Here is a 20,653-nt window from a genome sequence, read left to right as displayed (position 1 = left end):
TTAGCCTCCTCCTTCCCCCGGTTGAACACGATAAAGCAGCGTTTCAGCCCTGCCGCTGTCCAACAACGGTAACAAAATGTCGCCGATCACCGCTTGCTCCGTATATTGTTCTGCCGCAGCGCGGGCATTGTCCGATAGCAGCTCATACCGTTGCGGCTCGCTCAAAATTTTCTCCACACAGGCTGCGATCTCGGCCGGACAGTTCGGTTTCACCAGAAAACCGTTGACCTCGTGCTGGACCAATTCGGGGATCATGCGCCATGCTGTCGCAATGACCGGTACTCCGGCAAAAAAAGCTTCCAGGATCGCCGCCGGATAACCTTCGCCGGGGTGATAGCTGGGCAGCAGCAACAGATCGTACTCGGCAATTTTGTCAACGACCTCGCCGGGGGACAATACTCCCCCGTAGGCAGCGCGCGGAATTTCCGCCAGCAATTGTTGAAAACGCGCTTGTTCCCGGGCAAAAATCGGACCGTAAAACGTGCACGTCATCGCAGGAACCCTCTTGACCGCTTCGAGAATGTCAAAAACGCCCTTCTCCGTACGGATTTGCCCGATAAACACGGTCCTTAGGCCGGCCACAGGCAAGCGATGTACGCTTATTGGCGGCTGGTACGGCAAAAAATTGGGCAAGTGAACGACTTTTTCCGCGGCCATGCCCATCCGCTGGCGGAAAAAGTCGCACAATCCCCGTGTTTCAGGCAATAAATAATCGACACGGGAAAACAGGCTTTTGACCAGCTTCTGCATCCAGCGGGGCAACCGGGCGACTTCTTCGGCAAAATCACCGCCGAACAGTTTGATGATGACCCGTTTGCGCCGCATCGAAAACAACAGGATCAACAGCAGTCCCAACGTGTAAGCAAAGCGATTGTTTGCCCACAGAAGCAGTCCGTCCACTTCCGGTCGTAACCGAATCGCCCGCCAAAGGAAACGGACGGCATTTTGCGCATCGCGAACATCCAGTCGGCGAACGAGTCGACTCTCTTTCTCTTTTCGCGAAGTATCGATCACTTCCAGTTCAATTCCGGCCTCCTGCAACAGTCTGCTTCGCAGCAGTCGGGAAAACAAGACCGTGTCGCCGCCGATCGGCGGTGGAAGCGGCCCCATGGCCAAATATTTGCGTTTGCTCATACTCTATCCGGCTCCTCTCTTTGCGCGAAACGCAGACAATCAAACAGTTGCTCATAGCTCCTCGTCACCTGCACGGCGTCATACATTTGCGCCCGTTTCCGTCCATCGGCAAATGACCGGTCACCGCTGAGCACGTCGATCATGCCGCTGGCCAATTCAGCGACGTTATCCGGCTCGACCAAGCGGCCATATACGTTTTGCTGCAAAATCTCGCGCGGTCCGCTGGGACAATCGGTCGCTACCACCGGGCAGCCGCAGGCGAGAGCTTCCAACAGCACATTCGGAAACCCTTCCCAACGAGAGGAAAGCACAAACAGATCGGCTTGTGCCAACCAGGCATGGGGATTTTCCTGAAATCCGGCAAAGGTGACCTGTTCGGCTATCCCGCACGATTGTGCCAACTGCTGTAAATCGTGCAACAGCGGCCCCTCGCCCAGTATCGTCAGCTGCGCATCGGCAAATCGCACGACGACCAGACGAAACGCGCGCAGCAACAAATCAAACCCTTTTTGATGGGTAAGTCGACCGACCGCTACAATCTGTTTGCCCGCTGTGGCAAAGCGAGCTGCTTCTGTTCGCTCGGCTTGTTGCAAAATCAACGCGAAATCAATCGGATTATAAATACGGATAACTTTTTCTTGAGGCAATCTTGGCAGAAAAGCAAGGAGATCTGCTTTCATCCCTTCCGACTGGACGATCAGTTGATCTGCCTGAGGATATAGAAATTTGTATAAAATCCGGAATATCCCTCTTCTTGCCGGCGGGAGCGCCCGGATGGATCGGGAAGGTGTGTTGTCTTCCCGTACGATCAATTTTGGTTGATTGCGGTACAATATTTTTCCGGCCAATATCGCGAAATTGACGTAATCCATAGTCGAAAGCAAAATGTCGGGGCGAAGCCGATTGATCGCTCGGATCAGGGGAAGCCACGCCCGCCGCAGACGGTGGGCCGACAGCGTAACGACTTGAACATCAGCTGGAATGAAGGATACATACGGCCCGCTGTAATCGATCACCAGCAAGACCGGTTCAAAACGGGTACGGTCGAGATGTCGCAGCAAGGTGACCATCACCCGCTCGGCACCTCCTCCGGCCAAATTAGGTAAAACGATGACGACTCGCTGTCGCTGGATCATGCACTTCACCTCTTGCCATACTTTGGTTGCCGAGCAAGACCGGGTTTTTGGCCGGTTGAACAGTTGCAGACTGATGCAACAGATAAAATGATGCGACAAGCAGCAGCCATGTGCTTTTTTCCGCGTAACTGACCAAACCGATGTCCCAGAGCAGAGAATTGGCCGTGATGACCAATACGAGCAATTTGCGTTGATTATGCAACGATCCGCGCAAACAGCCAGCGATTAAAACGAAATATAACACATAATACAGGATCGTTCCCCACAACCCGAAGTTCGCCAACAGTTCCGTAAAATTGTTATGGGAGTACGTTCCAAACGAGCCAAGGACGCGGACTTGATCGATTCCGTTGCCGATCAACGGGTGCATGCTCCAAAGCGAAAGCGCCTCTTCCGCCATCGAAAAGCGAGTCGCGGAACTTGTATTTTCACCCGCGAGGAAATCGGCAAAACGTTGGGTGACGGTTAACGATTCGAGTTGCTCTGTCATGAAGCTGCCGATGGCGATGGGCAACAACAGCAGCAACAAATACACGACGGTCAACCATGTATAGCGCAAATAGGAAACTCGTGCCCAGACATGCAGCTTGACCGCAAGATACAGCAGGAAGACGCCCCAAAATATGATCATTTTCATACTGCCGGAAAAAAGTGTCGCAAACAGCACAAAAACGGTCGCCGCTCCCATATACACTTTTTTTCTACACTCCGCGGTCAGCAGCAAAAAGGCGGCAGCTGTCAATTGAATCGCCATTCCGTTCGGATTTTCCAAAATGCCGGCCAGACGCATTTCTCCCTCAGTTGCTTGGCTCATTTCCGGGATGGTGCTCAGCATGATCACAAGCCCGCTCCAAAAGCAACTGCCCAGCACAGCCTGCCAAGAGGCGCCTGACATCAAGGCGATCCACACGACGAGCGCACCCGTTATGCTGGAAAACAAACTGATCAGATATAACAATGCGGATTGGATATCTGTCGCCCATAAAACAGAAGCAAGCGCATACAGAAAAAACAGATAGGGCAGGAGCATCCAGCGCGACAACGGCAAGCCGCCCCTTTGCCGGGAACAAGCAAGCAAATAAACGATCATGATCCCGCAAAGCACAATGCTGCTGCGCGAAAAGACCGGGGTTTCGGAGAAAAGCAGCGCACTGCATACATATAAAAACACAAGCACCGACAAAAACCGATCGGAACCGGCGTGTGTACGGTATGGCAAATCGCTTCCTCCCTCAATGCGGAACATGGGAAATCGTATACCGATATTTGCCTGACGGAGTCGGGAGAAGTTCTTGGTAATACTCGACCCGCACCTCACAGTCCATAATTTGTTGGATGACCCGCACCACCTCTTGGGTCTCTGCCGCATACGTTTTCTGCGGGTCATCCGTCCATTGTCTGGGGACTATTTTTACCGTCAACATGTCCGGTTGTTCTTGAATCACTTGAAATTTCGAGATGAACATTCTTGAATCAAGCGCATACAGAAAAACCCGGCCATCAACCCAGACGCCTTGACGATCGATAAACATATCCGTTACCCGTCCGCTTACTTCCTGCAGCAAAGGGAGGCCGCGACCGCAGGGACAAGGCTCTTTTCCCCACGCTCCCATATCGCCAATCCGGTAACGAATGAAAGGCATGGCTTCCTCGCGAAGCAACGTTACGATGATTTCGCCGATTTCTCCGGGAGGCGCTGGGTTTCCCTGGCTATCCACGATCTCGATGTAATGGGTTGGCGATGATACGTGCAACCCAGTGTGGTATTCACATTCACAAGCGATATCCCCCGCCTCCATCGAGCCATACCGATTGAACACGGGTGCCTGGAACACGCGCTGTATCGTTTGGCGCATCGGTTCGTACAAGACGCCGGCAGAAGTCATAATCGCCCGCGGGGAATAGACGGCAAGCCGCTTTCGTTCACAAAATTTGGCCAGCTCATACAAACTCTCGGCATAGGCCAAAAGTTGCACAGGGCGGAATGAATTCATTTTTTTGACAAAGTTGTACATCTCATCCGGGCCCATGCAAAAGGCGTTGCACCAAAGTTCATTGCGCAGCCAGCGTCCAACCCGCGTTCGCAAATATTCATTGCCCTCGGCAATCTCACGTGGAGACGCCCATAATCTGACTTGCCGATCGGTCAGGGCACGGCCAGTCCACTCATCATCGAGCGCCTTAATCGCTTCACTCCAAAAAAAGTAGTCTTTATCGCGGATAAACTCGACCGGATCACCGGTTGATCCCCCCGAACTGTTCAAATACCAGTTCCTGTTATGGAGATCAGCCGACAGTAAGGAAGCGTACTGTTGACGCAAGATTGTTTTGTCCAAGAACGGGATTTGCGCAAATCGCTCCATTTCTACCTGACCTTGCCGGTTCACGATATGGTGTTGGTCAAATAATTGACGATAGTAGGCCGTATATTCATAGGCATGCTGCAACAGTGCCCGCAATTGCCTTTGTTGCAATTCTCTCAATTCCTCTGACGAAAGCCATTGCCATTCTCGCAGCTTTTGCAAATATTGCAACGTCTTGCCCTGCCATGATATTCTCTTTTCCCAGACGAATCGCTTGAGTTGACTGCTCATCCTTTCCCTCTTCCCTCTTCCAAAATGATCGCGGCACCAAACTGCTGTTCGCGCACGTCTAGACTTGCCCTGCCATTTTTTGCAGGCTTTGTTTTCGTTTTCCGTAGACCATCACATAGACGATCAAAAACGCGTTAAAGCAGGCGCCGATGACTGAATACAGCGCAATGGCGGTGATCGCTGTCATCGTCGCGGTTGCCCAAAACAAAACCAAGATCCTTGCGCAAGTCAGGGCAAGTTCATAACCGAGCAGAAAATGTTGCAAGCCGTAAATTTGCGCGGTCGCCACTGAGGGCGTATTCACAAAGCCAAGATACAGCCAAATGGCCAACCATTGTGCGCAATGTCCCGCCTCCGTCCATTGCGTTCCCAAAACTAAGGCGAACAGTTCCGGTCCCCAAACCAGCACCAACATGACCGGCAGTAACCCGCAAGCTGCCAGACCGGCAGTCGAGACGAACAGAAATGAATCAAGGCGGGCCAGCTCTTGGTACATTTTGGCGGCCCTCTGGTAATAAACTTGACCGAGCGATTGTCCCAACAAGCTCAGCGGCAGTTCGATCAATCGATGTGCCAAGGCATACCAGCCGACAACCGTTGATCCGTACGCATGGATCAAGAAGAACGTCGGGACGTTTTGCGACACGGCATTCAGCAAAATTTGCGGGGTACTGTACAGCGGAAAACGCATGTAGGCAATGGCGGTCTGTTTCATTTCAGCCAGCGAGAACAGCGTCCTCCAGAACATCGGCTGCTCTTTCCACGTCTTGACGGCGAGCACAGCGGCGGCAGCGATTTGCCCCAACAGCTGTCCGGCAAGCAGACCGGAAAACCCTTGATGCAGCAAGCCTCCCGACAGTTGACTGATATTGACGACTGCGGACCGGCTGATCTGTGCAGCGGAATAGTGCAGATACGCCTCACGCCTGGTCGTCCAGCAGGACAAACTTTGAAAGAGGCCGATGCTTAACAAACTTAGCGGTGCCCACCAGAGCCAGGCTGACAGCTTCTCCGGAATCCCTCCGCTGACCAGTCCGCTTCCGCCGCAGCTGAGAAAGATCAAACCCACAGCGGAAAAGCCGGCGGCGACAAGGACGCTTAACAGGAGAAGCCTGCCTGCTTCTTCATCCGATTTGGGCAAGCAAATGGCGAGTTCATACCGAAGACCGATGCCGACGGAAAGCACGCTGATAATCGATGTATACAGTGAAAGCAGGCCAAAGTCAGCCGGTTCATACAGCCGCCCAAGGAGAGGAGCGGTCAGGACGGTGAGCAGTTGCGCCAGCCCTGTTCCGGTCATCACAATCATCATCTGCTTCAGGAAGCGACTTTGAAAAAAAAGGTACAGGCGACCGATCATACTCATCCCTTGGCTTGCGATTGTACCCAATCCAGATAGTTCGACAATCCCTGCTCCAGCGTGACGGTCGGCTGGTACTTGAGCACCTGCCTGCTTTTTTGCAGATCGGCCCAAGTTGCCGGGACATCGCCGACTTGCAGCGGCAACCATTCAATTTTCGCCTTTTTGCCGATCGCCCATTCCAGTGCGTTGACCAATTCGATCAGTTTGGTCGGTTGATCATTGCCCAGATTGAACACGTGATAACCTGACAGCTCTGCCTCCATCGCGCGGCGGATGCCGGAGACGATGTCGCTGACAAACGTATAATCGCGGCTGGTTGTGCCGTCCCCGTACAATTGAATGGGCTGATCGTTCATCATCTTGTGCACAAACGTATGAATGGCCAGATCAGGTCGCTGACGCGGACCATACACGGTAAAAAAGCGCAAGACAATCACATCAAGCCCATAACAATTCGAATAGCTTTGGCACAAAGATTCTCCGGCAATTTTTGTCGCAGCATAAGGGGAAGCGACGGAAAGTAGCGGATCTTCTTCGCAAAACGGTACCTTGTCGTTCAACCCGTAGACCGAACTCGATGAACCGAAAATAAATCGTTTTACCTTGTATTTCGCCGCAAGATCAAGAAGATGGAGCGTTCCCGTCACATTGGTTTCCACATACGCGGCCGCATTTTGCACGGATGGGCGCACACCTGCGCGCGCGGCCAGATGGATGACTATCTCCGGCTGCCACGCTGCAAAAATGTCCTCCAATTTGTCACGCTGGCATATATCCACTCTCGAAAGCGAATAGTGTCTGGAATGCAAATGGTGTTGAATGTTTTTTTCTTTTTGCGCGATTTCATAAAAATCATCGAACATGTCAATTACATGCACGTCAAATCCTTCTGCCAAAAGCTGGTCGACCAAATGGCTGCCGATAAACCCGGCTCCCCCGGTCACAAGCACACGCTCTTTGCGAGGCAACTGTCCCCTGCCAATCCCGCGATACGAAAAGCCTGCATTGCGCAAGCGCGCAGGGTCCCAAAAGTTTCGCGTATCGATCACCCGTTTTTCCGTCATGTACTGGCCCAATCGCGAAAAAGGCAGATCGCGGAACTGTTCCCACTCGGTAACGAGAATGACCGCATCCGTACCGTCAAACAATGCGTCCACATTGTCACAATAGTTCACATCCAGCGTGGGAAACAGCTTTTGACAAGTCTCCATCGCCACCGGATCGAACACTTTGACTCTCGCTCCGTATTTCGCCAATTGTTCAATCAACTCCAGGGCTGGAGCATCGCGCAAGTCATCCGTATTCGGTTTAAACGCCAAGCCTAAGATTCCGATCGTCCTGCCATGAAGATCGGACAGTTCATCCATGAGCAAATGAAGCACTTTTTGCCGCTGCTGTTGGTTCACCGCCAGCGTTGCCTCGATCAGTTGCATCGGCGTTGCATGTTGTTTTCCCAACTGGACGATCGCTTTCGTATCTTTGCCAAAACAGCTTCCGCCCCATCCGATGCCCGCTTGGAGAAAATGCGGACCGATGCGCTTGTCTAACCCGATCCCTTTCGCTACGTCGATGATATCGGCCCCGACTTTGTCGGCCAGGTTGGCAAATTCGTTTATAAAGGATATTTTCATCGCCAAAAACGCATTGCTGGCGTACTTGATCATTTCGGCAGTCGCTGAATTCGTAACCAGCAAGGCAGGCGCCGCATACCCCACCGGTCTGAAGACGCCTGCCGGCGGATGAAACCGTTGCTCCAGCAGCGGCTGATACAGTTGATGAACCGTGGAAAGACACTGTCCATCGTCGGTTCCGACAATGAGCCGGTCCGGATAAAAGGCGTCTTGCAATGCTTCGCCTTCGCGAAGAAATTCCGGATTGGCGATTACGGTGATACTCCCCGGCCATTCACGGTTGTCCAGCTCTTGTTGAATAATCGCCTGAACCTCCTTGGCTGTCCCGATCGGAACGGTCGATTTCAGCAAAATGGGCAGGTGACGGGCAATCAGACGCCGCCCAATTTCCCGCGCAACCGTATGCACATAGGAAAGATCGACATCGCCCGATTCCCGGGAAGGTGTCCCGACGGCCACCATGACCACATCCGCGCCTGTGGAAAAATCATCCCACCGGCAAGTAAATGCCATATTTTTACGGGCTGCTGCAAAAACCTCCGGCAACCCTTTCTCGTGAAAAGGGATTTCGCCTGCCTGCAACCGGGCAATCTTTTCCGCGTCCGTGTCCAGCAGCGTCACCTGATGTCCCAAGTAAGCAAACATGCAGCCTGTCGTTAATCCAACATAGCCAGAGCCAATCATCCAAATATGCATACTTCCATCTCCCCTATCTCTTACTACCAAAACCACCATTTCCGTCTGCTTGACACCGCTGGTTCAACAACGCGGCAAGGTTGCCCGTTCACGATTGCTTCGCCATTGTGCAAATAGGTTTGCACCTCTGCTTCAGATACCAATTGATGGAGACGGGCAAACGCATGAGACAACCGGGGAGTACGCCGATCAGCGTGATGGGCATCACTGGCCAGCAGATGAACAAGCCGTTGCCTGATCAACGTTTCTGCTGCGCGCTGGACCCGCTTTCCCTGTTTCCCGAGCAAACTGTCTGCTGTCACCTGAGCAATTGCTCCCCGCTCAATCCAGTTCGCCAGCCATTGCGGTTGTTCGGCGATCACAACCAGTCGCTCGGGGTGCGCGATAATCGGCGTTATTCCATGTTCCAAAAGCGCTGCCAACAGTTGATCAGTAAAGCGGGGAAGCTGCAGCGACGGCAATTCCAGCAACACATATTTTTGCTGATTGCCCAAAGTGGGAAGTTCTCCCGTACGCAGGTTGGTCAGCAAGTCGGAGTGGATATGAATTTCTGCGCCAATATGTAAACGTAAGGGAATTTTTTTAAGCCGGAGCAATGCTTGCAACTGTTCCAGCTTCGCTGTGATCAGTTCTGTATGGTTTACGAACAAACCATCGTGCGAATGCGGCGTAACAAACATATCGGTAATACCGTCCAACCATGCGATTCGCGCCATTTCAAGCGCTTCCTCCATTGATTTGGCCCCATCGTCGATCCCTGGCAATAGATGGGCATGGATGTCAACCATCGCTTTTCCCCTATTCTTTATGTTTTTCCGTATATTCGTAATAGTAGGCACTGTCTTTCCCGATTTTCTTGTCATTGAATACAGCACCAAGCAGATTTGCGCCAACATGTTCCAGCAGCATTTGTGCTTTTTTTACATGTGTCGTTTTTACCTTGCCGTTGCGGATGACCAAGATCACACCTTGTACCATGGTGGAAAACAATTGACTGTCAGTTACGGGCAAAATGGGAGGGGTATCAACGAGAACAATATCGTAGGTTTCGGTGAGCTGGTTGAGTATGCTGCGCATACGCGGGGTGCTGATCAATTCGGCGGGACTTTCCGGGATGGGACCAGCCGTAATCACATCGATCCCGATTTCGGGAATCGATTGGATCACTTCCTCCAAGTCCATACCGTGCTGCAAAACATCAGACAGACCGCGACTATTCAGCAATCGAAAGACACGATGCATAGTTGGCTTGCGCATGTCGCCATCGAGGAGGAGCAATGAGAGGCCGGTTTGCGCCAACACAACAGCGAGGTTGGCAATTGTGGTCGTTTTTCCTTCTCCTGGTTCTGCACTGGTAACCATCAGTGATTTTGGATATTGCCCGTTGCCGGTGAATTGAATGTTGGTCCGCAATGTTCGGAAGGCCTCGGCGGCAGGTGTTTTTGGATCGGTATAGCAAATAAGCTTGATGATCGGTTTCTTATCTCTCAAGCTGGACTTACCCCCTCCGGCCTGTTTTTTCCACCCTGACTTGACTCAAGCGTTGAAATAACACCAAGGACAGGAATCGCCAAAACTTGCTCAATTTGTTCTTCACTGCGAATCGTTTGATCCAAATATTCCAGAAAGAAGGAGAATCCGATACTGCCGAGCAAAGAGAGGAAAAAAACGACAGCCACATACAACCACGGTTGGGGAAAAATTTGCACGGCCTTGCCTTCCGGATTGGCTTCGTCAAGGATCGTCACATTATCCACTTTCATGATCTGACCAACATTGCGTTTAAACGATTCGGCAATTCCGTTGGCGATGCGGGCGGCGGTGGCAGGGTCGCCATAAATGACGCGGATCGTTGTAACGAGTGACTGTTCCGTTTCTTGCACTCGGATCTTCTTCAGAAGCTGCTCGGGCGTCAAGGGAAGTTGCAACGATTGGATGACTTCTTCTGCGATCCTGTTGCTCCTGATAATGGCACCGTATGTTTTGACCAATTCCTGGTTGGCGCGAATATCGTTGTACAACGAGTCCTCCCCTTGACTATTTCCCTGGACGACAAACGTCGCTTTTGCTTCATACTGCGGGGCCAGCACGAAGAAACTGATCCATCCACTGATGGCAACCGACAGCGTGACCACCAGCAGAATGAGTCTGACCCGTTTTCGCAAAACTTTGGCTATCGCAGAGACATCAATCGTTTCCATAGTGTCGTTACTCCTTACCGAAAACTTCTTCGGATCTTATTTATCCTTGTCTGATTGGTCCAGCTATCTTTGAGATGATCGATTGAATCGGGAAAACAAAGCCGGATTTTAGCGAAACAAGGTCTCCTAGTCCCATTACGATTTATACCACGATATACGGATTGCTTGCTTTTTATTCCATTTTTCCTGTTTTCTTTTTCTTTTTCACCGCCATTCGACCTAATGTTTCCTGAACTACAGCCAAACAGTGCGCGAAGGCAGTACCGGATTTCAGTTTGTTGCAGCAGGGCGAGATGACTGCTCAAGCGGCCTTGCGATACCTGTGGCCGCCGAACTGTCCGGCGTTGGCGCCAAATATTGCTCGATCGTGTTTTTTAGCCGCTGTCGTTCCCGCTCGCTGACAACGAAATAATAAATGCCGTTGATCATCTCTCCTTTCCCGCTGATTTTTTCAGCATCTACCTGATCCAATGCCGGCTTGTAGTGGAGCATGAGATCTTGCATATTTTCCCAGGTCAAATTTGTTTTAAAACTGCTTCCAACTTGGGCCAACATTTCGTCGAGCTTGCTGATTGTCCCGATTTGTTTTCCTTTGTTCATCAGCTCTCGGATAACCTGTTGCTGGCGCTTGTTTCGCCCAAAATCTCCTTCAGGATCGTCATAACGCATACGCACGAACGCCAAAGCCGCCTCTCCATCCAGCTCAATTCTGCCTTGCGGAAAATGATGGCCTTCATAGGAAAAGGCGAACGGATTGTCCACCTGAATCGGCCCGACCGAATCGAGGACACGGGCAAAACCTTCCATATTCACCTGGATAAAATAATCAATGGAAATGTTCAAAAACTGTTCGACTGTTCTGACCGTGGCCGCATTGCCGCCATATTGGTAAGCGTGGTTGATCTTGTCCTGCTTGGCTTGCGCGAAAATTTCCGTCCGCGTATCCCGCGGGATACTCAGCATCATGCTCTGTCTCTTTGCCGGATTGAGCGCTAACAAAATCAACGTGTCTGTTCTTCCGCCGGCTTGATGCCTTTGATCGACGCCGTATAGCAGAATCAGCAACGGTTTTGGCTGAGAAGTCGCAGCAGGTTGCGGCATAGGGGCCGGGTTCCGGGGTACAGGTCCGGGGGCAGGTTTGGGGGCAGGCAATGGCTCGTACATTTGCTCCGCAGTTGCTTTCACATGTTGAAACATGTGATAAAACCACCAGGCGGAACCGCAGGCTGCAACGAACAGCACCATCATCGCAATCTTCAGCAACCGTTTCATGGCCAACCTCCCCTATTTTCGTTTTTCCTGCTTACGAATGATCTTATTCGGGGGGGTACCTGTTCAGCACAGCCTGGCGAAACTGCCAAATGGTCGGGTTAAATAACTGAAAATTGGCTGGTTCTGAATGATCTTGCCTTTTTTATAATAAACATAGTGATCGTATGCGAAGTGTGAATAAGGAGGAAACCTGAAATGAAAAAATGGTTTGGCCTGGGACTGGCTATTTTGAGTTTGTCGGCGATGGCATCTTCCGTAATGGCTGCGGATGGCACCAAAAATATGGCGGTATCGCAAACAAAAGCGCAAGTCTCCATCTTGACCGATCTCGACCCGTATTTTTCCACAGGAATGAGAATTGAAGGGATTATCGGGGACAACCAAGGACGTTTGTATGTGGCGGATATGGATTCCCATCGCCTGTTCCGCGTTTCAACGGAAACCGGAAAAGCGGAAGCGTTGACGCTCTTGCCCCGTTCGACAACCGGCATGGCCTTTGATCAACAAGGAAATCTGTATCTGGCGAGTGCGGGAAATCCGGGTGAGGAAGGGGTAGTGTATCGGATATCGGCAATTGACTTGAAAGGCAGTTGGATCATTCCCAATGATGTAAAAGTATTTGCCCGCGGTGTAAACGGAGCAAACGGTCTCGTCTTTGACCAAAAGGGGAATTTGTATGTCAGCGGCGCTGCGACCGGGAACATCTACGTCGTGAAACCGGATGGCAAGGTAACGGCATGGGCCACCGGTTTGAAACCGGAACGGACCTCGCAGCCGATTACCGTGAACGGACTGGCTTTCGGTCCAGACCATCGCCTTTATATTTCCAATACGAGTTCTGGTGAAATCAATCGCGTGACGATAAAAGCGGACGGCAGCTTTGGCCAATTGGAGCGGTTTGTGAAAAGCCCGTTGCTGTACGGAGCGGATGGCATCACCTTTGCCGCAAACGGGGATTTATATGTAGCCGTCAACGAACGCAATGCCATTGTCAAAGTAACCAGCAAAGCCCGGGTGAGCGATGTCGCTGTCAATGACAACCGTGGAAAACTCGAGTTTCCGGCAAGCCTGCATCGCAACGGCAACACGCTTTACATCAGCAATTACGACCAACCGCGCGGGGTCAATAAAGACAACAAACCGGGCATCGGCGCGTCCATCGCCGAGATCAGCATCGGTCAATAATCCTTCTTTACACAAGGAACAAACAAGCCATCGATCAACCGTCGATGGCTTGTTTCTGTCTGAATTATTTTGCTGGTTGCAGCGCTGCATACTGGATAATATCTTGCTCGTTCAATCGGGACAATTGGTTCAAAAATTGCATCTGAAAACTGCCCGGACCTTCCATTGTGGATTGTTCAGCAGCCAACTGTGCCGCAACCCCGTAACTGACCAATGCGGCGACGGCGGCCTGAAGCACATCGCTTTCCACCGCGGCAAAAGCCGCGATCACCGATGATAACAAACAGCCGGTTCCAGTAACCTTCGTCAACAGCGGGTGTCCGTTGCCTACCTTGTAAACCCGCTCTCCGTCGGTGGCCACATCTTCCTTACCGGTAATGACTACAGTCGTCTGCCACTGCTTCGCCGCCTGTTTGGCCAGGGAAACCACGTCCCCGTCCCCGGCCGCGGCATCCACTCCTTTGATCGTCCATCGTTCGCCGATGACATGCGCGATCTCGGCGACATTCCCCCGCAAAAGCGAAACGTTTACCTGAGTGAGCAGCTTTCGGGCTGATTCCGTTCGAAAGACAGTCGCCCCCGCGCCCACCGGATCAAGGATGACCGGAACTCCGGCTTCGTTTGCTGCTTGACCGGCGATCAACATCGCTTCGACCGTTTCTGTCTGCAAGGTGCCGATATTCAGCGTCAATGCGCCAGCCATTCGCGCCATTTCCGCCACTTCCTCCTTGGCATAGGCCATGACGGGCGAAGCGCCCAAAGCAAGCAAGCCGTTGGCGGTAAAATTGGTCACAACAACATTAGTAATATTGTGAACCAGAGGACTGTTCGTCCGCACTTTTTCCAATAATGCGGCAATGGTTTTTTGTTCCATTCAGCTTCCACCCTTTGTCTTTTGCATCAAAAAAGCGTGATCATTCAAGACCACACTTTCATTGTAGAGCTTGCTTGTCCGTTGCGAAAGAGTTCTTTTGCTAAACCAAGACCGGCTCGACCACAAGCGGCGTCAGTGCATTCGTTTGCTCCACATAGACAAAGGCATCATAGCGCATCGACAGGATCGTGGGCACATAGTTTCCGCGTTCATCTTCCGGAAAGTAGACGACGCCGATCGCCCGATGGCCAATCGCCTGTTGGCGGTAAGCTTCTCGGTTTTCGCTAAACAGGATCAGCTTGTTTTCCGGCCCCGCCTCATGCAGCATATCCTCCCAACTGTTTGTTTGCGCCGGAGGAACCTGCATCCGTTGCAGCGGTTCTCCCCAGCCTCTGGCGGCGATCACAGTCCCGCGATATGTGCCAAAGCCTACCGCGAACACTTCTTCGGCAGCATACTGCTCGCGCAGCAATTGTCCGACATTGATCTCGCCTTCCTCGGCCATATCCGTTGCCCGAGCGTCCCCGATATGGGTATTATGTTCCCAGATGATCCCTTTCGCCTGTTTGCCGTGAAAATCGAGCAAGCGGTTGATCACTTCGACCATATGAATGTCGCGGATGTTCCACGATTGCGGTCCCCCCTGCACCATCGCCCGATAATACTGTTCGGCATTGCGGGCGACCAGCGCATTCAGCTCCATATTCAACGCAGCTTCGCGATCTCCTTGTTCCCAGCGTTTTTTCTGCTGCAGCTCCAGCAGCAGTTGGACGACCTCTTCTTCACAGGCGGAAGAAAAATAAGCCGCCGAAATGCCATATTCCTGTCCGTCCCGTTGATACGGTTCAAAGCAGGAAAACACTTTTTTAGCGGTTTCCAGTTCAGGTGAGTTCGTTTTTTTCAAATATCGCATAATCTCGTCAATCGACTCCCACAAGCTGTAAACATCCAAGCCGTAAAAGCCGACTTTCTGCTCATCCGCCAACCCCGCATTGTACGCGCGCAGCCATTTGGCCAATTCGGCGATTTCCCGGTTGGCCCACATCCAGGTCGGCCAACGGTTGAAAGCCTGCAAAACTTCCTCGACGTCTTCGGTTTCAAGGTAACCTTTTACATACTGATTGAGCACGTAACAGGAAGGCCAGTCCCCTTCAACGGCGATAAAGGAAAACTGCTTTTGCTCAATCAAGGTTCTTGTGATCTCGGCACGAATGGTGTAAAATTCGGAAGTCCCATGGGTGGCTTCCCCAAGCAAGACCAGTTTCGCCTCCCCGATGGCGTTGACTAATGGCGTACAATCAAATTGTTCAAAAGTAAACGCATCCCGTTGGATCTGCGCAATCCATTGCTTCTTATCCATTCCGTATGGCCTTCTTTCGTCTCATGTTCTGATTCGGATATATCGTTTCACCGCTCGACGCGTTTTATAAGAAAAACCATGCAAAAAATACATGTGCATGATCAGAGAAAACTTGAATGGCAGATAAGGGGGAAACCGATGTCGATTCACGTGCAACATTTGCAAAAAAACTTTCAGGTCCATGTTCGCAACGCCGGTTGGATAGATGCTTTGCGCAGTCTATTCCATCGCGAATATCGCACCGTAGAGGCGGTAAAAGATATTTCTTTCCAGATTGAGTCAGGGGAAATCGTCGGGTTTCTCGGACCAAACGGAGCCGGCAAAACGACCACGATCAAAATGCTGGCCGGATTGTTGTATCCGACTGCCGGACAGATCTTGGTGGAAGGGTTTGTTCCGTTCGAGCAAAAGGTTGAGTTTAAAAAAATGATGAGCCTGGTCATGGGGCAAAAAAGCCAGTTGATCTGGGACATCCCGCCGATGGAAACATTCCTTGTCAACAAGGCGGTGTATGAAATCGAGGAGCGCGCCTTTCAACGCACTTTGGAGGAATTGGTCGAATTGCTGGAATTGCAGCCATTGCTCGGCAAACCGACCCGCAGCCTGTCGCTTGGCCAGCGGATGAAATGCGAACTGGCCGCTACGCTTTTGCACCAGCCGAAAGTGCTGTTTCTCGATGAACCGACGATCGGTCTTGATGTGCATACCCAGGAAAAAGTTCGCCAGTTTATTGCCAAATACAATCGAGAGCACAATACGACGATTTTGCTGACCTCTCACTATATGGGAGACGTCACCGCCCTGTGCCAACGGGTCATGATTATCAACCACGGGCAACTGCTCTATGACGGCGATTTGCAGATTTTGTCCGAAAAGCTGACGCCCTATAAGTTGATTGAAGTTCGCCTGCCGGAAGTCCCTTCCGTATCCTGGGAAAAATACGGGGAATTGGTTGGCGTGGACGAAGGCAAAGTGTCGCTGCGAGTGGCCCGCGAACGGGTAACCGATGTATCTGCCCGACTGCTGCACGATTTTTCCGTCGCCGATCTCAACATCCAGGACCCACCGATGGAAGAAGTGATTACTTTGGCGTTTCAGGAGGAAGTCCATGCTTCATAAATATGCCGTATTGCTCCGGATGAAATGGGTGGAGATGTTTGAATACCGCCTGGCTTCACTGGTCTGGGTATTCGGCGCGATGACGCAGCCGTTGATCACGATGCTCGTCTGGATGAATATTGATCGCGAGGCCTCTGCCACCTTTATCCTTTATTTTGCTTCCTTGATTGTAGTAGAGCGGCTCACGACGGCATGGGATGTCTGGGAACTCGACCGCGAAATCCGCGAAGGCTCGTTTTCCTATTATATCGTCCGGCCGTTTGCGCACGTCCACTGGGCGATTGCGGAAAATCTCGTGTATAAACTCGTCTTTTTCGTGATCCTCGCGCCGGTCTGGCTGGTTGCCGCCATTTTTGTGCCGGCCTTGCGCCTGAAACTGGATTGGGGGCAATTGGCGCTGTTTGTATTCGCTTTGCTCATTGCCTCCGCGATCCGTTTTTTGTTCAGCTACTCATTCGGGTTGCTCGGTTTCTGGGTGACGAAAGTAACTGCCATTTACGGAATGCTCGAAGCGATCTCGCTGTTCTTTTCCGGTCGGATCGCCCCGCTTTCCTTTCTTCCGCCGGTCATCCAGCAGCTCAGCTTTTACTTGCCGTTCCGCTATATGGTCGGCTTTCCCGTCGAGCTGTTGACCGGAGACGTTCACGGCACGGCAGGGGACGGCTTTCTGCTCGCGATTTTTTGGATGCTTTGTTTTCTTGCGCTGACGTTCGCGTTGTGGAAACGCGGATTGAAAAAAAATCAGGCTGTAGGAGGCTGACATGCGGAGGAATTTACGGATATTTCGCGAGTTTTTTCGCACTTGTTTGGTCGAAGAACTTGAATACCGCAGTGAATTTTTGGGCAATCTCCTGTCCAGTCTGTTCGGAATTGCCATCGCGATTTTAACGATCCAAATTTTCTTTTTTCAAACCGATCAGCTTGGCGGGTGGCCGTATGCAGACGTGCTGGTACTGTTGGGCATTTTCAACACGTTGCAAGGACTGATCGATTTTGCCCTCAAACCGAATATGTCGCGCTTGCTGCAGAATATTCGCAAAGGAACGCTCGATTATGTGCTGACCAAACCGGTTGACTCGATGTTTTTTGTCAGTTTTCGCCATCTTGTTTTCTGGCGGCTCGTCGATGTCTTGCTGGGGTTGGGACTGGTCGCCTACGGGCTGTGGGTGAAACGATACGTGCCCACGTTAAGCGATTTGTTGATCTTTCTCGTTACGCTGTTTGCTTCGCTCGTGTTGATTTACGCCCTGTGGATGCTGTTGATGACCACCGCCTTCTGGGTGATCAAAATCGATGATTTGTCATTTGTTTTTAACTCCTTTTTTGAAACAACCCGGTTTCCGATCGGGACGTATCGCGGTTGGCTGCGGATCGTGCTAACCTACGTTTTGCCGGCGGCCTTGATCACCAGTACGCCGGCCAGCGCGCTGCTTGGCAACTGGAGCGTTGGCGCGACGCTGATCACGGTCGTTGTCGCCGGTATCTTTCTCTGGCTGTCCCGCCTGTTTTGGCGATATGCCTTGCGAAGTTATACGAGCGCCAGCAGTTGAGACGGGAATCGGCAAAAGACTAATGAGAAAAGGGACGTGGTGCCTGCGCGATTTGTATGCTGCCGGGCGAATCCGCGTCCCTTCTCTTTATTCTTTTTTCTGCAACAACACGGCAATCACGATAATGCAGCCTTTGACCAAACCTTGCAAATACGGCGAAACATTCATTAAGTTGATCATGTTGTTTAATATGCCCAAAATCAACACGCCGAACAAGGTGCCGACGATACTCCCCTTGCCCCCCGACAGCCGCGTCCCGCCAATGACAACAGCGGCGATTGCATCCAACTCATAGCTGATCCCCGAACTGGACGATGAGATCGAATTGAGGCGTGACGATTCGATCAGCGCGGAACATCCAACCAAAAAACCGCATAAGCTGTAAGCCGCCAGCTTTACCCGATTGACCGGAATGGCTGACAATAGCGCGGCCCGTTCGTTGCTGCCGATGGCATACAAATAACGCCCCGTTCGCGTCTTTTTCAACACGATCACCAACAATACGGTCAACAGCAAAAAGAAGTACACCGGGTAGGCGATGCCCAGCAGCTCGCCGTTGGCAATCTGTGTAAACCCTTCTACTTTGCCGGTTGTGCTTCCCCCGTCGGCAAAGTAAAGACCGATCGAGCGGGCGGCGGCCATCATGCCCAACGTGGCAATAAACGGAGCGATTTTGCCCTTGGTCACCATCGTTCCGTTCAAAACGCCGATCAGCACGGCGCAGACAAGCGTTCCAATCACTCCGCTCAGCACGCTGCCGGTCTCGTTCATCAACGTGATCCCGACTGCGCCGGACAACGCGAGCGAAGCTCCGACGGACAGATCCAATCCGCCAGACAAAATCACGATCGTTTGTCCCAGGGAAATGATGCCAATAATCGCGACCTGCCGCAAAATATTCATCAAATTGCCGGAGGTAAAGAAGTTCTCGTTGACGACTGCGGCGGCCAGCAACAGAATAAAAAAAGCGATAATGACGCTATATTTCTCCCAAAGCCGCTGTACCCGGACCAACGGCTTCTGTTCAGGAGATGCGCTCTGATTGGGCACCGGTTGCATACAGCATAATCCTCCCTTCGGTCGCGTGCTGACGATCGAGTATGTGCGCAATTCGTCCTTGATACATGACGACAATCCGATCACACAATTTCAACATCTCCGGAATCTCCGTGGAGACGACGATGAATGATTTTCCCTCTGCGGCCAAGTCCATGATCACCTGATAAATTTCGCTTTTGGCCCCGATGTCCACACCTTGCGTCGGCTGATCCAAAACGATGATATCGGCGTCCGCTTCCAGCCATCTGGCCAAAATCACTTTTTGTTGATTCCCGCCGCTCAGACTGGTGATCGGCAAGTCCGGCTGAGGCGCTTTCATCTGCAGCTGCTTTTGAAAGTGACGAAAATGCTCACGTTCCCTTGTTTCCAAAATCCAACCATTGCGGACAAATTTCTTCAGTCCGGCCAGGCTAAAGTTTTGCAAAATGCTCATATCTTTAAGAATGCCATTTTCCTTCCGGTTTTTCGGAACAAATCCGAGCTTGTGAGCGAGCGCATGCAACGGCTGCTGGATCTGGACAAGTTGGCCATTAATCTTGATCTCGCCCGCTGTTTTCGCTTTGTAGCCAAACAGCGTCTCCATCAGCTCGGAATGGCCAGCCCCGGCCAAACCGGTAAAACCGAGTATTTCGCGTCGGCGCAGTGTGAAGTGGATATCCGCCAGCCCCTTGGCCGCCAGACCTTTGACCTCCAATACGGTTTCTCCTAAAACCCGTTCACGATAGAGCGACTGCGTCTGCACAGAGCGGCCAACCAGTTCCTGTGCCAAACGTTGTTCGTCGGTGTCCCCGATCATTCCGCTCGCCGCAACCTCTCCGTCCCGCAAGACAGTGTACTTGTCGCAAATATTCATGACCTCTTTCAACTTGTGCGAGATAAAAATAAGCGAGACCCCGTTTTGCTTCAGCTTGTGCATCACTTGGAAAATATTGTCAATCTCTTTTTCCGTTAAGGACGTCGTGGGTTCATCCATTATGATCACAGTTGAATCTTTCAGCAAGGCTTTGCCAATCTCAATCACTTGCTTGAGTGAAGAGTCGAGACCCGAGACAGGTGCTTGCGGGTCCAGCTCAACGCCGAGCAGGTCCATAATTTCCCTCGTTTTCCGCTGCATCTGCCTGGCGTCCAGCCATCCGAGGCGATTTGTCCATTCCGCGCCCAAAAACAGATTTTCCGCTACCGTCAAGTCCGGTATCAGATTGAGTTCTTGATGGATAAAACTGATGCCGAGACGACGGGCATCAGCGGGAGTGGCAATGCGAACCGCCTGGCCATCCAAACGAATGTCTCCTTCATCTGCTTGCAATACGCCGCCGAGAATATTCATCAGCGTACTTTTCCCCGCTCCGTTCTCCCCCAACAAGGCGTGAATTTCTCCTGGCTGCAGGGAAAAATCAACACCTTTCAGTGCCCGAATGCCGCCAAACTGTTTGACGATGCCATTCATTTGCAACCGCGCTGTATTCAACTCGCTCACCT

18 protein-coding genes are annotated in these 20,653 nt (G+C 51.7%); 4 read left to right on the top strand and 14 right to left on the bottom strand.

Annotation, left to right across the window (positions count from 1 at the left end):
* The 10 genes from JOD01_RS02455 to JOD01_RS02410 all read right to left on the bottom strand — a co-directional run bounded on the left by JOD01_RS02455 (position 1) and on the right by JOD01_RS02410 (position 12,027).
* Positions 1–1,134 carry a glycosyltransferase family 4 protein gene (locus JOD01_RS02455; protein ID WP_204516618.1) on the bottom strand — a complete coding sequence of 378 codons (1,134 nt, stop codon included), beginning with the start codon at positions 1,132–1,134 and terminating at the stop codon, positions 1–3.
* Positions 1,131–2,270, bottom strand: coding sequence for a glycosyltransferase (locus JOD01_RS02450; protein ID WP_204516617.1), 1,140 nt, complete (start codon positions 2,268–2,270; stop codon positions 1,131–1,133). Before JOD01_RS02450 ends, JOD01_RS02455 begins: the two co-directional genes overlap by 4 nt.
* Positions 2,233–3,489, bottom strand: a complete 1,257-nt coding sequence (locus JOD01_RS02445; RefSeq protein ID WP_204516616.1) for an O-antigen ligase family protein — start codon at positions 3,487–3,489, stop codon at positions 2,233–2,235. Before JOD01_RS02445 ends, JOD01_RS02450 begins: the two co-directional genes overlap by 38 nt.
* Before the next feature lie 13 nt (positions 3,490–3,502).
* On the bottom strand, positions 3,503–4,864 hold the full coding sequence (locus JOD01_RS02440; RefSeq protein ID WP_204516615.1) for a phenylacetate--CoA ligase family protein: 1,362 nt from the start codon (positions 4,862–4,864) through the stop codon (positions 3,503–3,505).
* A gap of 58 nt (positions 4,865–4,922) precedes the next feature.
* Entirely contained in the window at positions 4,923–6,230 is a 1,308-nt protein-coding gene (locus JOD01_RS02435) for a lipopolysaccharide biosynthesis protein (protein ID WP_204516614.1), read from the bottom strand.
* The gene (locus JOD01_RS02430) at positions 6,227–8,554 is read right to left on the bottom strand and encodes a nucleotide sugar dehydrogenase (protein WP_204516613.1); all 2,328 of its coding nucleotides are present in this window, start codon (positions 8,552–8,554) and stop codon (positions 6,227–6,229) included. Before JOD01_RS02430 ends, JOD01_RS02435 begins: the two co-directional genes overlap by 4 nt.
* 23 nt (positions 8,555–8,577) lie before the next feature.
* On the bottom strand, positions 8,578–9,342 hold the full coding sequence (locus JOD01_RS02425) for a tyrosine-protein phosphatase (protein ID WP_204516612.1): 765 nt from the start codon (positions 9,340–9,342) through the stop codon (positions 8,578–8,580).
* 10 nt (positions 9,343–9,352) lie between these two features.
* On the bottom strand, positions 9,353–10,045 hold the full coding sequence (locus tag JOD01_RS02420) for a CpsD/CapB family tyrosine-protein kinase (protein ID WP_239565122.1): 693 nt from the start codon (positions 10,043–10,045) through the stop codon (positions 9,353–9,355).
* Complete coding sequence (locus tag JOD01_RS02415; protein WP_204516611.1) at positions 10,042–10,755, bottom strand: YveK family protein; 714 nt, start codon at positions 10,753–10,755, stop codon at positions 10,042–10,044. Before JOD01_RS02415 ends, JOD01_RS02420 begins: the two co-directional genes overlap by 4 nt.
* A gap of 270 nt (positions 10,756–11,025) precedes the next feature.
* Positions 11,026–12,027, bottom strand: coding sequence for an LCP family glycopolymer transferase (locus tag JOD01_RS02410; protein WP_204516610.1), 1,002 nt, complete (start codon positions 12,025–12,027; stop codon positions 11,026–11,028).
* Positions 12,028–12,222: 195 nt separating this feature from the next.
* Between JOD01_RS02410 and JOD01_RS02405 the strand changes: the two genes are divergently transcribed.
* Entirely contained in the window at positions 12,223–13,212 is a 990-nt protein-coding gene (locus JOD01_RS02405; RefSeq protein WP_204516609.1) for an SMP-30/gluconolactonase/LRE family protein, read from the top strand.
* A gap of 64 nt (positions 13,213–13,276) precedes the next feature.
* Here the strand turns inward: JOD01_RS02405 and thiM are convergent, their stop codons facing one another.
* Both thiM and JOD01_RS02395 read right to left on the bottom strand, forming a co-directional pair.
* Positions 13,277–14,086: a hydroxyethylthiazole kinase gene (gene thiM, locus JOD01_RS02400; protein WP_204516608.1), complete on the bottom strand. Its 810-nt coding sequence runs from the start codon at positions 14,084–14,086 to the stop codon at positions 13,277–13,279.
* Between the two features lie 100 nt (positions 14,087–14,186).
* Positions 14,187–15,446 carry an erythromycin esterase family protein gene (locus JOD01_RS02395; RefSeq protein ID WP_204516607.1) on the bottom strand — a complete coding sequence of 420 codons (1,260 nt, stop codon included), beginning with the start codon at positions 15,444–15,446 and terminating at the stop codon, positions 14,187–14,189.
* 138 nt (positions 15,447–15,584) lie between these two features.
* Here JOD01_RS02395 and JOD01_RS02390 point away from each other — a divergent pair, with 138 nt between their 5' ends.
* Genes JOD01_RS02390 through JOD01_RS02380 form a run of 3 tightly spaced genes read left to right on the top strand, consistent with a single transcriptional unit; the run spans position 15,585 to position 18,115 of the window.
* Positions 15,585–16,565: an ABC transporter ATP-binding protein gene (locus tag JOD01_RS02390; RefSeq protein ID WP_204516606.1), complete on the top strand. Its 981-nt coding sequence runs from the start codon at positions 15,585–15,587 to the stop codon at positions 16,563–16,565.
* Positions 16,555–17,325, top strand: coding sequence for an ABC transporter permease (locus tag JOD01_RS02385; protein ID WP_204516605.1), 771 nt, complete (start codon positions 16,555–16,557; stop codon positions 17,323–17,325). Before JOD01_RS02390 ends, JOD01_RS02385 begins: the two co-directional genes overlap by 11 nt.
* A gap of 1 nt (position 17,326) precedes the next feature.
* Positions 17,327–18,115: an ABC transporter permease gene (locus JOD01_RS02380; RefSeq protein ID WP_204516604.1), complete on the top strand. Its 789-nt coding sequence runs from the start codon at positions 17,327–17,329 to the stop codon at positions 18,113–18,115.
* Positions 18,116–18,202: 87 nt separating this feature from the next.
* Here JOD01_RS02380 and JOD01_RS02375 read toward each other — a convergent pair whose 3' ends face one another.
* Together JOD01_RS02375 and JOD01_RS02370 are read right to left on the bottom strand one after the other, a co-directional pair.
* Positions 18,203–19,174: an ABC transporter permease gene (locus JOD01_RS02375; RefSeq protein WP_204516603.1), complete on the bottom strand. Its 972-nt coding sequence runs from the start codon at positions 19,172–19,174 to the stop codon at positions 18,203–18,205.
* Complete coding sequence (locus JOD01_RS02370; RefSeq protein WP_420829064.1) at positions 19,140–20,651, bottom strand: sugar ABC transporter ATP-binding protein; 1,512 nt, start codon at positions 20,649–20,651, stop codon at positions 19,140–19,142. The genes JOD01_RS02375 and JOD01_RS02370 overlap by 35 nt, the downstream gene beginning before the upstream one ends.
* Between the last annotated feature and the right edge of the window lie 2 nt (positions 20,652–20,653).

The sequence above is a fragment of the Brevibacillus fulvus genome (assembly GCF_016908525.1).
GTDB lineage: Bacteria > Bacillota > Bacilli > Brevibacillales > Brevibacillaceae > Brevibacillus_G > Brevibacillus_G fulvus.
This window is presented reverse-complemented; position numbering and strand designations above follow the sequence as displayed.

Excerpts from the sequence above, each read along its gene's own strand:
- JOD01_RS02455 (WP_204516618.1), bottom strand. The coding sequence starts at position 1,134 with ATGAGCAAACGCAAATATTTGGCCATGGGGCCGCTTCCACCGCCGATC.
- JOD01_RS02450 (WP_204516617.1), bottom strand. The coding sequence starts at position 2,270 with ATGATCCAGCGACAGCGAGTCGTCATCGTTTTACCTAATTTGGCCGGA.
- JOD01_RS02440 (WP_204516615.1), bottom strand. The coding sequence starts at position 4,864 with ATGAGCAGTCAACTCAAGCGATTCGTCTGGGAAAAGAGAATATCATGG.
- JOD01_RS02435 (WP_204516614.1), bottom strand. The coding sequence starts at position 6,230 with ATGAGTATGATCGGTCGCCTGTACCTTTTTTTTCAAAGTCGCTTCCTG.
- JOD01_RS02430 (WP_204516613.1), bottom strand. The coding sequence starts at position 8,554 with ATGCATATTTGGATGATTGGCTCTGGCTATGTTGGATTAACGACAGGC.
- JOD01_RS02425 (WP_204516612.1), bottom strand. The coding sequence starts at position 9,342 with ATGGTTGACATCCATGCCCATCTATTGCCAGGGATCGACGATGGGGCC.
- JOD01_RS02415 (WP_204516611.1), bottom strand. The coding sequence starts at position 10,755 with ATGGAAACGATTGATGTCTCTGCGATAGCCAAAGTTTTGCGAAAACGG.
- JOD01_RS02410 (WP_204516610.1), bottom strand. The coding sequence starts at position 12,027 with ATGAAACGGTTGCTGAAGATTGCGATGATGGTGCTGTTCGTTGCAGCC.
- JOD01_RS02405 (WP_204516609.1), top strand. The coding sequence starts at position 12,223 with ATGAAAAAATGGTTTGGCCTGGGACTGGCTATTTTGAGTTTGTCGGCG.
- thiM (WP_204516608.1), bottom strand. The coding sequence starts at position 14,086 with ATGGAACAAAAAACCATTGCCGCATTATTGGAAAAAGTGCGGACGAAC.
- JOD01_RS02395 (WP_204516607.1), bottom strand. The coding sequence starts at position 15,446 with ATGGATAAGAAGCAATGGATTGCGCAGATCCAACGGGATGCGTTTACT.
- JOD01_RS02390 (WP_204516606.1), top strand. The coding sequence starts at position 15,585 with ATGTCGATTCACGTGCAACATTTGCAAAAAAACTTTCAGGTCCATGTT.
- JOD01_RS02385 (WP_204516605.1), top strand. The coding sequence starts at position 16,555 with ATGCTTCATAAATATGCCGTATTGCTCCGGATGAAATGGGTGGAGATG.
- JOD01_RS02380 (WP_204516604.1), top strand. The coding sequence starts at position 17,327 with ATGCGGAGGAATTTACGGATATTTCGCGAGTTTTTTCGCACTTGTTTG.
- JOD01_RS02375 (WP_204516603.1), bottom strand. The coding sequence starts at position 19,174 with ATGCAACCGGTGCCCAATCAGAGCGCATCTCCTGAACAGAAGCCGTTG.